This is a genomic window from Streptomyces sp. (genome assembly GCF_036524955.1).
In the GTDB taxonomy this organism is placed as follows: Bacteria; Actinomycetota; Actinomycetes; order Streptomycetales; family Streptomycetaceae; genus Actinacidiphila.
Genome location: NZ_DATDBG010000051.1, coordinates 24679 through 39217, shown reverse-complemented (window position 1 = coordinate 39217; position 14539 = coordinate 24679). Strand labels below are relative to the sequence as shown.

At 72.5% G+C, this 14539-nt stretch carries 13 protein-coding genes; 7 read left to right on the top strand and 6 right to left on the bottom strand.

Going from position 1 to position 14539, the window contains the following annotated elements:
• Positions 1-239 precede the first annotated feature (239 nt).
• Both VIW71_RS04305 and VIW71_RS04300 read right to left on the bottom strand, forming a co-directional pair.
• Positions 240-563 (bottom strand): hypothetical protein, encoded by a 324-nt coding sequence (locus tag VIW71_RS04305; RefSeq protein ID WP_331620603.1) that lies wholly within the window; start codon positions 561-563, stop codon positions 240-242.
• Complete coding sequence (locus VIW71_RS04300) at positions 560-886, bottom strand: hypothetical protein (protein WP_331620602.1); 327 nt, start codon at positions 884-886, stop codon at positions 560-562. Before VIW71_RS04300 ends, VIW71_RS04305 begins: the two co-directional genes overlap by 4 nt.
• 171 nt (positions 887-1057) lie before the next feature.
• Here VIW71_RS04300 and VIW71_RS04295 point away from each other — a divergent pair, with 171 nt between their 5' ends.
• Together VIW71_RS04295 and VIW71_RS04290 are read left to right on the top strand one after the other, a co-directional pair.
• Positions 1058-1852 carry a helix-turn-helix domain-containing protein gene (locus tag VIW71_RS04295; RefSeq protein ID WP_331620601.1) on the top strand — a complete coding sequence of 265 codons (795 nt, stop codon included), beginning with the start codon at positions 1058-1060 and terminating at the stop codon, positions 1850-1852.
• On the top strand, positions 1845-2066 hold the full coding sequence (locus tag VIW71_RS04290; protein WP_331620600.1) for a DUF397 domain-containing protein: 222 nt from the start codon (positions 1845-1847) through the stop codon (positions 2064-2066). The genes VIW71_RS04295 and VIW71_RS04290 overlap by 8 nt, the downstream gene beginning before the upstream one ends.
• Positions 2067-2278: 212 nt before the next feature.
• On the opposite strand, the gene VIW71_RS04285 is transcribed toward VIW71_RS04290, so the two are convergent.
• Complete coding sequence (locus VIW71_RS04285) at positions 2279-3994, bottom strand: BACON domain-containing protein (RefSeq protein ID WP_331620599.1); 1716 nt, start codon at positions 3992-3994, stop codon at positions 2279-2281.
• 277 nt (positions 3995-4271) lie between these two features.
• Between VIW71_RS04285 and radA the strand changes: the two genes are divergently transcribed.
• Positions 4272-5657, top strand: coding sequence for a DNA repair protein RadA (gene radA / locus VIW71_RS04280; RefSeq protein WP_331620598.1), 1386 nt, complete (start codon positions 4272-4274; stop codon positions 5655-5657).
• A gap of 305 nt (positions 5658-5962) precedes the next feature.
• The gene (gene disA / locus VIW71_RS04275; RefSeq protein ID WP_414720650.1) at positions 5963-7123 is read left to right on the top strand and encodes a DNA integrity scanning diadenylate cyclase DisA; all 1161 of its coding nucleotides are present in this window, start codon (positions 5963-5965) and stop codon (positions 7121-7123) included.
• Positions 7124-7168: 45 nt separating this feature from the next.
• Here the strand turns inward: disA and VIW71_RS04270 are convergent, their stop codons facing one another.
• Positions 7169-8026, bottom strand: coding sequence for a hypothetical protein (locus tag VIW71_RS04270; protein ID WP_331620596.1), 858 nt, complete (start codon positions 8024-8026; stop codon positions 7169-7171).
• A 153-nt stretch (positions 8027-8179) separates the two neighbouring features.
• On the opposite strand from VIW71_RS04270, the gene VIW71_RS04265 reads away from it, so the two are divergent.
• Positions 8180-9172 carry an A/G-specific adenine glycosylase gene (locus tag VIW71_RS04265; protein WP_331620595.1) on the top strand — a complete coding sequence of 331 codons (993 nt, stop codon included), beginning with the start codon at positions 8180-8182 and terminating at the stop codon, positions 9170-9172.
• A 59-nt stretch (positions 9173-9231) separates the two neighbouring features.
• Here the strand turns inward: VIW71_RS04265 and VIW71_RS04260 are convergent, their stop codons facing one another.
• Entirely contained in the window at positions 9232-9639 is a 408-nt protein-coding gene (locus VIW71_RS04260; RefSeq protein ID WP_331620594.1) for a hypothetical protein, read from the bottom strand.
• A gap of 353 nt (positions 9640-9992) precedes the next feature.
• Complete coding sequence (locus VIW71_RS04255) at positions 9993-10757, bottom strand: M23 family metallopeptidase (protein WP_331620593.1); 765 nt, start codon at positions 10755-10757, stop codon at positions 9993-9995.
• Positions 10758-11168: 411 nt separating this feature from the next.
• Between VIW71_RS04255 and VIW71_RS04250 the strand changes: the two genes are divergently transcribed.
• Together VIW71_RS04250 and VIW71_RS04245 are read left to right on the top strand one after the other, a co-directional pair.
• Positions 11169-11522, top strand: coding sequence for a trypco2 family protein (locus VIW71_RS04250; protein ID WP_331620592.1), 354 nt, complete (start codon positions 11169-11171; stop codon positions 11520-11522).
• Positions 11519-14518 (top strand): NACHT domain-containing protein, encoded by a 3000-nt coding sequence (locus VIW71_RS04245; protein ID WP_331620591.1) that lies wholly within the window; start codon positions 11519-11521, stop codon positions 14516-14518. Before VIW71_RS04250 ends, VIW71_RS04245 begins: the two co-directional genes overlap by 4 nt.
• Positions 14519-14539: the final 21 nt, after the last annotated feature.

Sequence of the window (14539 nt, the reverse complement as noted above, 5' to 3'; positions counted from 1 at the left end):
CCTGCGCCGAGCCCTGCTAGAACCCCCGACCCAGATCCGGACCGTCACCGCGCCGACGGTGACACCGGCCGCCGACGCCGCATAAGATCACTCACGGCATCCCGCGTCGAGATCATTTACACCACTCCGCGGACGCGACCTTTACGGGCCGAACGACCCCGACATCAGGAGAGCGAAAGCGCTGCGCCTGGCGTGAGGGGATTGCGGCTCCCGGGGCCCCGGCCCTGCCCCAGCCGGGGTCACGGTGGGCAGTCCGCCGGGTCGTCGGATTCCCCCGGTGCAGAAAGGCGGGCGCCGCGGCTTTCTGCGATGCGGTGGACGTCGCGCAGGGACTCGGCCAGACGGCGGGCCAGGAAGTCCACCTGCGGCGCGGTGGCCTTGCGGTCGGCGAGCAGGTCGGCGGCGTGGTCGAGGAGGTCGGCCGCCATGCCGAGCTGCACGCTCTCGATGTTGTCGGCGACGCGGGACACGTAACCGGCTCCGCCGCCGAGCAGGTAGCAGGGCTTGCCGTCGGCCGTGGCCCACGGCAGGAGACGTACGGTGCCGCTGGTCTGGACGTTCACGCGGTCACCTCGACGCCGTGGATGACGCGCGGTCCGAGGTCGATGCCGTGCACCGCGAGCCACAGGGCGCGCCGCCGCGCCCGCTGCCGCCGCGCCTCCTCGCGCCCCCGTTCATGGGCGAGGAGGTACGGCCGGACGAGCGGGGCGTCCTCACCTCGCAGCAGCGGTACGGCGGCGCGGGGCGCCACGAGGGGCGGCGGTACGGCGGCTCGGGGCGCGGTGGAGTGCGGGGCGGGGGTTGCCTCGGGTGACCGGTGGCGGCCCGGTGCTGGCAATAGAAGCCGGAGCAGCGGCTCGAAGAGGCGGGAGATACAGTGCGGCACGTCGTCAACTCCTGTGGGTTGGTGGCCATGCCCCCGGGTTGCCTCCAGCAGCCGCGGGGGTCCTTTGTGTGGGCATCGCTGTGTAGCGATCCACTCACACAGTGAGACCGCAACGTCTAGGCTCGCCAGTGGGTAGCAGGTGATACGTGCTCCGGCACACGGGAGTTGACGGTGAGTAACAACTACGGGGACTGGTTGAAGGCCCAGCGCGAGGCAGCGGGGTTGACGCAACAGGCGTTGGCAGACGCGGCGATCATGACGCGTTCGCACATCGCCCACATCGAGGCGGGCCGCCGCATCCCGTCGAAGGAGGACGCGCGGCGCCTGGACAAGGCCCTGAACACGGGAAACGTGCTGAGCAACTTCCTGCCGCATGAGAACGTGGCGGTCGCCGACTACTTCGAGACGGCCCGTCAGCTCGAACAACAGGCGACGGTCATCCGTGAGTTCGCGCTCTCCTACGTTCCCGGCATCCTCCAGACCGAGGCGTACGCGCGTGCGGTTCTCCGCGTCGGTTTCCCTCCAAGGAGTGCCGAGGAATGTGACAGGCTCGTTGTCACACGACTTGAGCGGGCGAAGATCCTCAACGACCCTGTGTCGCCGGTAGTGTGGGCGCTGCTGGACGAGGCGGTGCTCCGCCGTCCGGTCGGCGGCTCGGAGGTCATGGCGGACCAGATCACGCACATGATCGCGTTGGTGGAAAGCGAGCGCATCCGCGTGCACGTTCTGCCCCTCGGGTTGGGCGCGCACTCCCTGCTCCTGGGCATGATGACGCTGATGTGGTTCGAGGACCAACCGCCGGCCGCCTACAGCGAAGGCGTGTTCATGGGGAAGGTCCATGACTTTCCCGCCCTGGTCCAGCGCCTGCAGGGCACATACGATCTGGCCTTGGGCGACGCACTCCCGTTGAAGGAGTCACTCGCCTTGATGAGGTCGATTGCGAAGGAATACGGACATCATGACTGAGCGCATCATCCATGACTCGGCCATGCTGAGCGGCTGGCGCAAGTCGTCGCACAGCAACAGCGACGGCGGCAGCTGCGTCGAGGTTCTGGACAACCACCCCGCAGGCGTCCCGGTCCGCGATTCCAAGGACCCCCACGGCCCCGCACTGGTCTTCCCGACGGCCGGCTGGTCGTCCTTCATAGCCGCCGTCAAGACCGGCGAGCTCCCCGCCTAGCACCCCTGCGTACGCGCAATCGGGGGCGCCACACCGCCGCCTCCACCGGATCGACCGGCTTGTGCTGGGAGCCCGGGCGGTGGAGTCGCAATCCGCACCTTGACGTCTCGAAGGCCACGTCACCGTGGGCCGACCGGTGGGTGAGCGGGCTCGCCCGGGGTCGTACACCCGTCTCCCCCCGCCGTCGGCGGCTCGGAGTCCGCGGCTGACGGCTACGTGCCGGTCGGGCTTGGCGAAGGCGATGCCGAGTCGGTCGGGGTCTCCGTGGGCGGCGTGGGCGTCGGGGAAGGGGACGGGGACGAGGAGGGCGAAGAGGTCGGGGTGGGGGGAGAGGAGCTGGGCGGCGGGGAGTGGGGGGAGGTGCGCCGGAGGGTGACCTCGGCGGCCCCCGGGGAGAAGGTGATCGTCGCGGCCCAGGGGCCGGAGGGTTCCTGGGTGTGGTCCACCGTGACGGTGAGGGTGATCGATGCTCCGGGGCGGAGGGAGCCGGAGGTCGCGGAGAGGCGGAGCCAGGAGGCGCGGGTGGTGGCGGACCAGTGGACGGGGGCGCCGCCGGACGCGGTGAGGGTGACCGCCGTGGTGCCACCGGAGGAGCGGGCGGTGACCGTGAGGGACCCGGCGCCTGCGGGGTCGGCGGAAGCGGACGGCGTGAGCGCCGTGGCGACGGCCACCGTGGGGGCGCCCGGTTCGCCCGGGGGCGGGGAGGCCGGCGCGGTGGCGTACGGCCGGGGCGAGGGACGGGCGCTGCCCGCCTTCTGGTAGGGCACACCGCCGAAGCCGTCCGGCTCGCTCGCCGCCGCGTGGGGCTGCTCACCGCCGGTGGCACCCTCGCCCAGCGGCTGCGCCCGGTAGGCCGCCCAGATCGCCAGCACGGGCGCGGCCACCACCGCGGCGACCACCGTGGAGGTGACCGCCCGGTGCCGCAGTTGGGCCCGGCGTGCGGCCCGGTCCTTGAAGTCCAGCGGGAAGCCCCGCCGGTCGAACCGCGGGGTGGCGTCCCGGGTCCGCCCGAGCCCCGCGTCCATCGCGTGCAGCAGGGCCGCGTACGCGGCCGACCGGTCCGCCGCGGCGAGCGCGAGGACGGCCGTGGCGTCGGTGGCGGTACCCGGCCAGGGCCCGGCCGCGACCACCCGCTCGGCCGTGCTGCGGCACACCTCGCACTCGTCCACGTGCCGCACCAGCTCCGCGCGCGGCGCCGTACCGGGCACCATCCTTGTTCCGCCCGCGAGTCGGCGGACCGCCGGGCAGCGCCCGGTGTCGGCGACCGCCAGCGCCGTACGGGTTCGCTCCACCTCGCACGCGGCGCGGGCCAGCCGCGAGCGGGCGGCTTCCGGGTCGAGCCCCAGGACGTGCGCGACCTCGGCGGCCAGGAGCTGGTGGCGTACGGCGAGTTCCAGCGCCTCGCGCTGCTCGGGCGTGGTGCCGGCCGCCTCCGGCCAGGCCAGCGCGGCGATTTCGGCCCGCCGGGACTCGGCCGCGGCCTCCGAGAGGCGGGGCGGGGCGGGAGCGCCCGCCGCCAGCCGCCGCAGGCAGACCCACCGCGCGAGCGCGTACAGCCAGGGCCGCCGCAGCGCGGGATCGCGAAGTCTGGCCCGCTGCCGTTCGGCGACGGCCAGCGCTTCGCCGAGGGCCGAGGAGGCGGCGTCGTGCTCGCACAGGATGGACAGGCAGTACGTGAACAGGCCGTCGAGATACGCCTCGTAGTGGCCGGGCGGTTGCATGGGCAGAGTGCCGTGCGGTCGCCGGCCGCCCGCGCGGTGCCGGTCGTCGGCCCGGTCCCCGGCCCGGCCGCGCTCCCCATCCCGGCCGCGTTCCCTTTCCCTTTCCCTTTCCCGGTCCCGGTCCGCCGGCGCTCGGTGCTTCCGGTGCGCGCCGGTGGTCCGATTGGTGCCTGTGCTCTTGGCGTTGGGGGTCTCCTGCCTGCTCATCACCGGAGCGACGGTAGGGCGGTGGAGCGCCGGGTTCACCACTCCCGGCCCGCATTAATCCTTATGGGTAGTGATCCGTGGCAAAACCGGACGGGCCAGTCATGCGTACGAGTGAAGAGGCGCGTGTGTGCGCGATCTCCGCGGCGCGCGCCCCCGAAAGCGCCGCGCGGTACAACCGCAGCTCACACCGGTGTGTGCCGGTGCGTGCCGCTCCCGTATCCAGCTCCCGGATTGCCGCCCGCCCCCGTTGTCCGACCTGCCCGCTACGGTGAACCGCATGGCCACCCGTAAACCCGCCGCCAAGGACCGTCCCTCCTACCGCTGCACCGAGTGCGGCTGGACCACGGTGAAGTGGCTGGGGCGGTGCGGCGAGTGCCAGGCGTGGGGCACCCTCGAGGAGTTCGGCGCGGCGTCGGCCGTGCGTACCACCGCCCCGGGCCGGGTGACCACCGCCGCGCGGCCGATCGCCCAGGTCGACGGCCGCCAGGCCGCGGCCCGCACCACCGGCGTGCCCGAACTCGACCGGGTGCTCGGCGGCGGTCTGGTCCCCGGCGCCGTCGTCCTGCTGGCCGGCGAACCCGGCGTCGGCAAGTCCACCCTCCTTCTCGACGTCGCCGCGAAGGCGTCCAGTGCCCAGGGCCCGACGCTGTACGTGACCGGTGAGGAGTCCGCCTCCCAGGTGCGGCTGCGCGCCGACCGTATCGGCGCGATCGCCGACCACCTCTACCTCGCCGCCGAGACCGACCTGTCCGCCGTCCTCGGCCACCTCGACGACGTCAAACCGTCCCTGCTCGTCCTGGACTCCGTGCAGACCGTCGCCTCCCCCGAGATCGACGGCGCCCCCGGCGGCATGGCCCAGGTCCGCGAGGTGGCCGGCGCCCTGATCCGCGCCTCCAAGGAACGCGGCATGTCCACGCTGCTGGTCGGCCACGTCACCAAGGACGGCGCGATCGCCGGCCCGCGGCTGCTGGAGCACCTGGTGGACGTGGTGCTCAGCTTCGAGGGCGACCGGCACGCCCGGCTGCGCCTGATCCGCGGGGTGAAGAACCGGTACGGGACCACCGACGAGGTGGGCTGCTTCGAACTGCACGACGAGGGCATCACCGGCCTCGCCGATCCGTCCGGCCTCTTCCTGACCCGCCGTGACGAGCCGGTGCCCGGCACCTGCCTGACCGTGACCCTGGAGGGCCGCCGGCCGCTGGTCGCCGAGGTGCAGGCGCTGACCGTGGACACCCAGATCCCCTCACCGCGCCGTACGACGTCCGGTCTGGAGAACTCCCGGGTGTCGATGATGCTGGCCGTTCTCGAACAGCGCGGTCGGATCAGGTCGATCGGCAAGCAGGACATCTACACGGCGACGGTGGGCGGGGTGAAGCTCTCCGAGCCCGCCGCCGACCTCGCGGTGGCCCTCGCGCTCGCCAGCGCCGCCATCGACACCCCGCTGCCGAAGAACCTGGTGGCGATCGGCGAGGTGGGCCTCGCGGGTGAGGTGCGGCGGGTCACCGGAGTGCAGCGCCGGCTCTCCGAGGCACACCGGCTCGGCTTCACGCACGCCCTGGTGCCGCCGGACCCGGGCAGGATCCCGGCGGGCATGAAGGTGATCGAGGTGTCGGACATAGGGGACGCCCTGCGGGCCCTCCCCAAGCGTGCCCCGCGCGCGTAAGGACTCGTCCCCCACCGCCCCCGCGCCCGTGGAACCCGCTCCCGCCCCCTTGAAACGGCCTCTTCCGGACCGGCACCGCGCCCGTCATGCCTGGTCAGAGGCGTGTCACGGCTCCCAAGCGGCCGCCTTCCCCGCGTCCCGCGCCGGAGACGACGTAAACTTTGCCCTGGTCTCGCCTCGCGCCCAGCGGGCACCGCCGAGCACCACCAGGCAGCACCAGGCAGCACCAGGCAGCACCAGTCGACATCACGCACCAGAGCGCACCCGCGGGCAAGGCGCATCCGTAGCTACCGGAGGATTGCAGAGTGGCAGCCAACGACCGGGCAGGGGGCACGGCCCCGGCCCGAAAGGCAGCAGGGGACTCTGCCGGAAGGTCCGGCGGAGGTCCTGGCGCCGACGGTGGGCTGATGCGCGCCTCGCTGAGCGCGGTCGCCCCCGGTACCTCCCTGCGTGACGGCCTGGAGCGCATCCTGCGCGGCAACACCGGCGGCCTGATCGTGCTGGGCATGGACAAGACCGTCGAGTCGCTGTGCACCGGCGGCTTCGTGCTGGACGTGGAGTTCACCGCGACCCGGCTGCGCGAACTGTGCAAGCTGGACGGCGCGCTCATCCTCGACAAGGACATCACCAAGATCCTGCGGGCCGGTGTGCAGCTCGTCCCCGACCCGACCATCCCCACCGAGGAGACCGGCACCCGGCACCGCACCGCGGACCGGGTCAGCAAGCAGGTCAACTTCCCGGTGGTCTCGGTCAGCCAGTCGATGCGGCTGATCGCGCTGTACGTGGACGGGCAGCGCCGCGTGCTGGAGGACTCGGCGGCGATCCTGTCCCGCGCCAACCAGGCGCTGGCCACCCTGGAGCGGTACAAGCTGCGGCTCGACGAGGTGGCCGGCACCCTGTCCGCGCTGGAGATCGAGGATCTGGTCACGGTACGGGACGTCACCGCGGTCGCCCAGCGGCTGGAGATGGTCCGCCGGATCGCCACCGAGATCGCCGAGTACGTGGTCGAGCTGGGCACCGACGGCCGCCTGCTCGCCCTCCAGCTCGACGAGTTGATCGCGGGCGTGGAGCCCGAACGGGAACTGGTGGCCCGCGACTACGTACCGGAGCCGACCGCCAAGCGCAGCCGCACCGTGGCCGAGGCGCTGGCCGAGCTGGACGCGCTGCCGCAGAGCGAGCTGATCGAACTGACCACGGTGGCCCGCGCGCTGGGCTACACCGGCTCCCCCGAATCGCTGGACTCCGCGGTCTCCCCCCGCGGTTACCGGCTGCTGGCGAAGGTGCCGCGGCTGCCCAACACCGTCATCGAACGCCTCGTGGAGCACTTCGGCGGCCTGCAGAAGCTGCTCGCGGCGAGCGTGGACGACCTCCAGGCCGTGGAGGGCGTCGGTGAGGCCCGTGCCCGTTCGGTACGGGAGGGGCTGTCGCGGCTGGCGGAGTCCTCGATCCTGGAACGGTACGTGTAGGGAATCGTTCCGCCGGTCCGGGCCGGGATCGTCCCAGGCCCCGGTTCAGTCCGCGGCCAGCACGAACGAGACCTGCTTGGGGCCGTAACCCGGCAGTTCCGCCTGCACCAGATACGTACCGGGCCCGGCCTGCTGCCCCTTGGGCGTCGCGCACTGCGGCGAGGAGGTCTTCCGGTCCCAGCGCAGGGTGTACGTGGTCGCGCCGTGCGCGGACACCTGGAGCAGGTACGAGCCGCCGGCCGGGCAGTCGTCGGAGGCCCACACGTGGTCGCTGTCGGCCGCCGCGGTGATGGTGAAGACGGCCTGGCGCGGTCCGAAGTCCAGCTTGCAGGAGGTGGCGCCGGAGTTGGTGGCACGCACCTGGAAGGTGGGGGTGTCTTCCGGCGAGTACGAGTTCTGGCCGCTGGTCAGCGCGAGCGAGACCGAACCGGGGTCGCAGTCGGGCAGGGTGGAGCCGGCCGGGAGCGGGCCGCCGGTGGTTGAGGTGGTACCGGACCCGCCGGTCGTGCCGGAGCCGTCCGAGCCGCCGGTCACGCCCGCCGAGGAGGCACCGCCGCCGTCGGAGGGGGTGGCCGTGGGATCGCCGGTCGGTGTCGTACCGCCGCCCGAACTGCCGCCCGCCGCACCGCCGTCGGCGGAGCCGTTGTCGCCCGGTGAGGTGTTGCGGCCGCCGGGCCGGCCGGAGATGTGGGTGCCGGTGGGGTCGGGTCCCGCGGTGATCGTGGCGATCGGCGTGTGCGTGCCGGCGGGCGCGCCGTTGCCCTTGTCCCCACCCCCGCCCCCGGAGTTGAGCCCGACGGCGACGAGCACGACCACCAGGGCGAGCAGGCACAGCAGAACGACCCGCCGCCGCCAGTAAATGGAAGATGGCAGAGGTCCCACGGGATTGCGCACAGAGCCCACAGACGCACTCTAGGGGAGATCGCCCGTGCGCCGTCGCAACACCCGCCGCTCGGCGCCCGGTCTTTGCGGATCATCACGTTTACCGGAGCGGGTCGTCACGCCGGCGGCGGTGACCGGTGGCTGTCCGTGGCATGTGCGAGGATCGGAAGCGCCATGAGCTCAGACCTCCGCGACGCCTCCGCCCGGCCGCAGACGCCCGCCTCCGCTCCGGCTGCCACGCCGGCCCCGGCGCCCGCCGCCACGGACGCCCCCGCGCCCGCCGTGCCTCCCCCCGCCGTCACCGTGCTGCACGATCTGGTGATCGACTGGTTCGACGCGCACGCCCGCGACCTGCCGTGGCGCCGCCCGGACGCCGGCGCCTGGTCGGTGATGGTCAGCGAGTTCATGCTGCAGCAGACCCCGGTCAGCCGGGTGCTGCCGGTGCACGCGCACTGGCTGGCCCGCTGGCCGCGCCCGGCCGACCTGGCCGACGAGGCCCCCGGCGAGGCGGTCCGGGCCTGGGGGCGGCTCGGCTATCCGCGCCGGGCCCTGCGGCTGCACGCGGCGGCGACCGCCATAGCGCAACGGCACGGCGGCGAAGTCCCGTGGGAGCACGCCGAGTTGCTGGCACTGCCCGGGGTCGGCGAGTACACAGCGGCGGCCGTCGCGTCGTTCGCGTACGGACGGCGGCACGTCGTACTCGACACCAACGTACGGCGGGTCCTCGCCCGGCTGGTCACCGGCGTGGAGTACCCGCCGAACGCGACGACGGCCGCCGAGCGCCGTACCGCGGGCGCCCTGCTCCCGCCGGACGAGGCGACGGCCGCGCGGTGGGCGGCGGCCACCATGGAACTGGGCGCCCTGGTGTGCACCGCCAAGTCCCCGCGGTGCGGCCCCTGTCCGGTGGCGGCACGCTGTGCGTGGCGGCTGGCGGGTTCGCCCCCGCACCAGGGACCCCCGCGCCGCGGGCAGACGTACGCCGGCACCGACCGCCAGGTGCGGGGCCGGCTGCTCGCCGTGCTGCGCGCGTCCACCGAACCCGTACCGCAGGCGGCCCTCGACGCGGTCTGGCACGAACCGGTGCAGCGCGCCCGGGCCCTGGACGGTCTGGTCGAGGACGGCCTGGTGGAACCGCTCGCGAACGGCGTGTACAGGCTGCCGGGATAGCGCGGGCGGCCCGGCCGGCCGTCGTCACCCACCGCCTTGAGCCGCACCCGCCGCCCGGTTCAACCGGGTTGCCCCACAAGGCCCCACCCGGCCCCGGCTCCGTTACTCGGCGTCCCGGTCGCCAGTCCCTTGTCCCGGGAGTAGGTGAGTCCGCCCTGATACGCGGCGGGCGGGCAGTGCGGCCCGTTGGGCTGGACCTTCTTCAGCGTGACCGTGGCCCGTTCGTCCGCCGTGGGGCGGGTGCTTCCGTCGGGGGTGGCGGTGAACCGTACGGACGCCTGTGTGGCGCCCACGGAGTCCGGCAGGTGGACCCACAGGAACACGCCGTGGGGCCCGGAGCCGCGGCCGCCCTCCTTGCCTTCACCGCACACGTGCCCCGCACACACCCGGTACACCACCCCGGGCTCCGGGTCCGTCACCTGAACCCACACCCCCGACTCGGCACCGATGTCCTTGCACGCCCGCACCTCGGTCCCTCCTCCGCCACACCCGGCCACCGCGGCCAGCGCCACCAGCGCCCCCGCTGCTGTCCCAACCCCGTATCCCATGCCGGTGTGACGCGGCCCACCGCCCGTGGGTTCCTCCGTACGGGCCTGCTCCGCGGTCGTGCGGGCCTCGGCCTGCCGCCGAGGGCCGGCCCGCGATCACCGGGGCGGCCTCGGACCGCCGTGCCGGGCAACGTCGAGGGCGACCCCGAGGAGAGGCGCGTGGCCGTCCTCGAAGTCGCCCTCGATCGTCTCGCGGAGGGGAGACCGTACTCACGGGCCGCCCGCGAGGGGGTGCACCGCGTGCAACGGGCTGCCCGCCGTCACGTACTCCCTCACAGGTTCGCGCCGTGCGCCCGCAGGAAGTGCGTCGGCTCGAGGGAGGAGCCGTAGTACGGGCTCGTGCGGATCTCGAAGTGCAGGTGCGGGCCGGTCGAGTTGCCGGTGGAGCCGGACAGGCCGATCCGCTGGCCGGTGGTCACCTTCTGGCCGGCGTGGACGCCGAGCTTCGACAGGTGGCCGTACTGCGAGTACGTGTGGTCGGCGTGCCGGATCACGATGTTGTTGCCGTACGCGCCGCCCCAGCCGGCCTCGACCACGGTGCCGCCGTGCACGGCGCGCACGGTGTGGCCGGTGGAGACCACGAAGTCCTGGCCGGAGTGCTTGTGCGCCCAGTGCGAACCGGACTGCGCGTAGCTGGCGCCCAGCGCGTAACCGGTGGTCGGCGACACCCAGGACGCGGTCCGCGCCTTGCGGTCGGCGGCGGCCTTCGCGGCAGCCCGCTTCTTGGCGTCCGCTGCTGCCTTCTTCGCCGCGGCGGCCTTCTTCGCCGCGGCCACCTCGGCGGCCTTCGCCTTCGCCGCGGCGGCCTTCGCCTTGGCGGCGGCGACCTGCTGCTCGGTGGCCTGCTTCTGCACGACCTCGGAGACGCTGCCCGTGGTCCCGGCAGCGAGGAATCCCTCGTGCTGCTGCGCGCCGGCGGCAAGCGCCGCCGTGGACCCCAGCGCGATCGCCGCGACCAGTCCTCCGGTCACCACGGCGACCCGGCCGCGGGTGACGGACTTCGGGGTGCGGTTCTTCATCGTCGAGTTCTTGCGCATGGAGAAATAACCTCACTGAATGGGGGGAGCAACAGATCCGGCTGCGGCCCGTTGCCAATCCTTGGTATCCCGCCATTCCGTGAGGCGACAAGAGCCCCTATTACTAACCCCGGCCGTAGACCGGACTCCTTCGCGTACAACCCTTCGGGAAGTCGAAAACCAGCCGATGGCCCGTTTTGCACCCCCTTCGGAGTGAGGGCAAGCCGGACATACGGGCTCCGCCTCCTCCCCTCCCGCACCGCCGCGCCCCCGCCCGCGGCATGTGCCGCCCACCGCCCACTATTCCGTTTAGTAAGTGGGCCAGGTCACGTGGGACACATCACCTCGGGGCAACAGTGCACTAAATCCGCGGGCCCCCATTTCCTCGGAATTCGTGGCGCGGGTCACATTCCCTCCACTACCGTGGACAGCATGTCCACGTCCGACCCCGCGCAGCCGGCCCTCGCCGGCATCGAACTCGCGGACGCCGTCGAAGCCATTCGCCAGGGCCTGATCACCGGAGCCGCCCGGGGCGCCGGTCAGTCCATACGCTTCGAGGTCGGCGAGATCCGCATGGACTTCACCGTCGAGCTGCAGCGGGTCCGGACCGGACGGGGTGGTGTCAAGGCGTGGGTGGTGGAGGTCGGCGGCGAGTCCGCGCGCACGGCGGGCCGGACGCACACCGTCTCCTTCACGCTTCGGCCCAAGGACGTCGCCACCGGCGGCCATGTGGAGATAGGCGCCCCGGACGAAGACGATGCGTCCAGCTTCTTATTCGGTGCGTGACGGCACGTGACAAGGGAAGCGGCGGTGGCCCGGTGACCGGCCCGGTACGTGAACGCCTGGCGGTCGTCCGCTGCGGCGGGCGCCAGGGCAGCGGCTACCTGCTGACGCCCCGGCTGGTACTGACCGCCGCGCACATCGTGGACGGGAACGAGCACATCCGCGTGGCCGTGCCGGGCACGGGCCAGGAACGCCCGTGTTCCAAGGCGGGGTCCTGGTACGACCCGGCGGCCGGTCTCGACGTGGCACTCCTCAGTTCGGCCCACGCGTTGAACGCCCTGCGCTCGGACACCCCCGCGCGCTGGGCTCGGACGGAATCACTCGATCCGATTCCTGATTGCCGGGCCGTCGGCTTCCCGTACGTCCAGCGGGACGGGCAGGGGCGTCTCGACACCGAACAGCTCATCGGCACGTACAAACCCGGCTCCGGCCTGTTCAGTGGCCGCGACGTGCTGACCGTCGACGGCACCCCGCCCGCGCCGCGGACCGACGGCGTGTCGCCGTGGGCCGGCATGTCGGGCGCGGCCGTGTTCGCCGGCGGCGCGTTGCTCGGCCTGATCACCGCGGATCCCCAGGGCTGGCAGCACGGCAGGGTCACCGTCACCCGTCTGCACCGGCTGCTCGCCGAGCCGGACTTCCGCACGGTGCTGGAGGACCACCAGTATCCGGTACTCACCACCCCGCTGAACGAGACGGCCCGGTTCGAGCTGCGCTACAGCGCTTACATCGCCCAACGGCACGGCAGCCTGCGCATGCTCGGCATCGACCTGACCGACCGCAAGCGCGCCACGTGGCCGCTGGACGCCGCCTACTGCAGCCTGGAGGCCGCACCGCGGGATGTCGGCGAGGGAGACGGCCGCCTGCGCAGTGCTGTTCCGTTGTCCGCCGGACCGGTGCCCGCGGAGCAGGCGCTGGCCGGGCACGACCGGGTGCTGTTACGCGGCGTGGCCGGGTCCGGCAAGACCACGCTCGTCCAGTGGCTCGCGGTCACCGCCGCCCGGCAGGAACTCGGCAGATACCTGCACTACCTCCGCGACCTGGTGCCGTACGTACTGCCGCTGAGCACCATCGCCCGGCGCGAGCGGCTGCCCGCTCCGGGCGAATTCCTCACGGCTGTGGAGGTGCCGCTCACCGGGCCACCCGGCTGGACGGAGAAGGTGCTGGCGGACGGGCGTGCCCTGGTCATGGTCGACGGGCTGGACGAGATCGACCAGCGGGCCCGGGAGCGGGTCGGGGACTGGCTGCGCGGCCTGCTCGCTGCGTTCCCGGGCAACCACTGGCTGGTCACCTCGCGTCCGTCCGCCGTGGCCGAGCACTGGCTCGCCGATGAGGGCTTCGCGGAACTCACCTTGTCCCCCATGAGCCGCCGTGACATCGACGCCTTCGTCGAACGCTGGCACAACGCCGCGCGCAGGGCCGCCGCGGACGACCCCGAAGAGCTGCACCGCCTCAACGGCTACCAGGACGGCCTGCTGGACGCCCTGCACACCAAACCGGACCTCACCCGGTTGGCGACCAACCCCTTGATGTGCAGCCTGATCTGCGCCCTCCATCGCGACCGCAACGGCTACCTCCCCACGGGCCGCAAGGAGTTGTACGACGCGGCGCTGTCCATGCTGCTCATCCGCCGCGACCGGGAACGCGACCTGGCACCCCAGCTCACCGAGGCCCCGCAGATCCAGCTCCTGCAGAAACTGGCCTACTGGCTGGTGAAGAACAACCAGGCCGAGATGGACCGCTCCGACGCGGTCAGCCTCGTGGCTTCGGCGCTTCCCTCGATGCCCGCGGCCGCCGCCCTCGGCGGTGCGGCGGAGGTGTACCAGTACCTCTTGGAGCGCAGCGGGCTGCTTCGGGAGCCGGCCGCGGGGGCGGTCGACTTCATTCACCGCACGTTCCAGGACTACCTGGCCGCACGGGCGGCGGTGGAGGAACGCGATTTCGACCTCATGACCCGCAACGCCCACCGGGACCAGTGGTCGGACGTGATCCGGATGGCGGTGGCTCACGCCCGCCCGGACGAGCGGGCCCGGCTGCTGAAAAAGATCATCAGCCGCGGCGACCGCGTCAGAACCCACCGGGCCCGCCTGCACCTGCTGGCCATGGCGTGTCTGGAGCACGCGACGGAGCTGGACCAGGACGTCCGGTCGGCGGTCAAGGACAGGGCCGAGCAACTGATTCCGCCGCGGTCGTACCGGGAAGCCGAGGCGCTGGCCGCCGCGGGAGCCATCGTGCTCGAACTGCTTCCGGGCCCGGCCAGGCTCAACCACCACGAGGCGGCGTCCGTCGTCCGGACGGCGATCCGTATCGGTGGCGACGCCGCCGTGCCCGTTCTCCGCCGGTTCGCGGCACACGCCAATCCGGAGAGCGTCCGTCTGCTGCGGAACTTCCTCCCGAACGTCGACCGGGAGGAGTACGCCGGAGAGGTGCTGGCCCGACTGCCCAGGGCGGACACCGTGTACCTGGCACGCTCCGAGGAGGAGCTGAGAGTCCTGTCCCGGATGGGCGGGGTCGAACGGATCGAATTACGCGGTTGGGTTCCCGTGCACCGCCTCGCGTCCTACTTCGACCGAGAGAGAGTGACGCAGATCGATCTGCGGGGTGCGGACGTCGACCACATGATGTTCCTGCACGGCTTTCCGCACCTCAGAGCATTCAACTTCCAGGGGCTGCTGACCGCCACGGACCTGGAGGACCTCCTCGCGCTGCCCGAGCTGACCGTCCTGGGGATCGACGCGGACTTACCGAAAACGCTGCCGGACACCTCGTCCGCCCGGGTTTCACAGCTCACCTTGACCACCTCGGCGTTCCCGGCCTGGCTCGACGCATGCCAGCGGCTTTTCCCCGCCCTGGACCGGGTGCGGCTGCTGCCCAGGCGTCGCAGCGTACTCGACCTCGCCCCGCTCGTCGGTCTCCCCCGTCTCACCGAGGTAGTGGTCCACGCCTCCCACACCGTCCTCAACGCCGACCGGCTCCCGCACGCCCGTGTCACCGTCCTCTGACACACCGGAACGCCGCCGGCC

Excerpts from the sequence above, each read along its gene's own strand:
- VIW71_RS04255 (WP_331620593.1), bottom strand. The coding sequence starts at position 10,757 with ATGCGCAAGAACTCGACGATGAAGAACCGCACCCCGAAGTCCGTCACC.
- VIW71_RS04250 (WP_331620592.1), top strand. The coding sequence starts at position 11,169 with ATGTCCACGTCCGACCCCGCGCAGCCGGCCCTCGCCGGCATCGAACTC.
- radA (WP_331620598.1), top strand. The coding sequence starts at position 4,272 with ATGGCCACCCGTAAACCCGCCGCCAAGGACCGTCCCTCCTACCGCTGC.
- VIW71_RS04285 (WP_331620599.1), bottom strand. The coding sequence starts at position 3,994 with ATGAGCAGGCAGGAGACCCCCAACGCCAAGAGCACAGGCACCAATCGG.
- VIW71_RS04290 (WP_331620600.1), top strand. The coding sequence starts at position 1,845 with ATGACTGAGCGCATCATCCATGACTCGGCCATGCTGAGCGGCTGGCGC.
- VIW71_RS04265 (WP_331620595.1), top strand. The coding sequence starts at position 8,180 with ATGAGCTCAGACCTCCGCGACGCCTCCGCCCGGCCGCAGACGCCCGCC.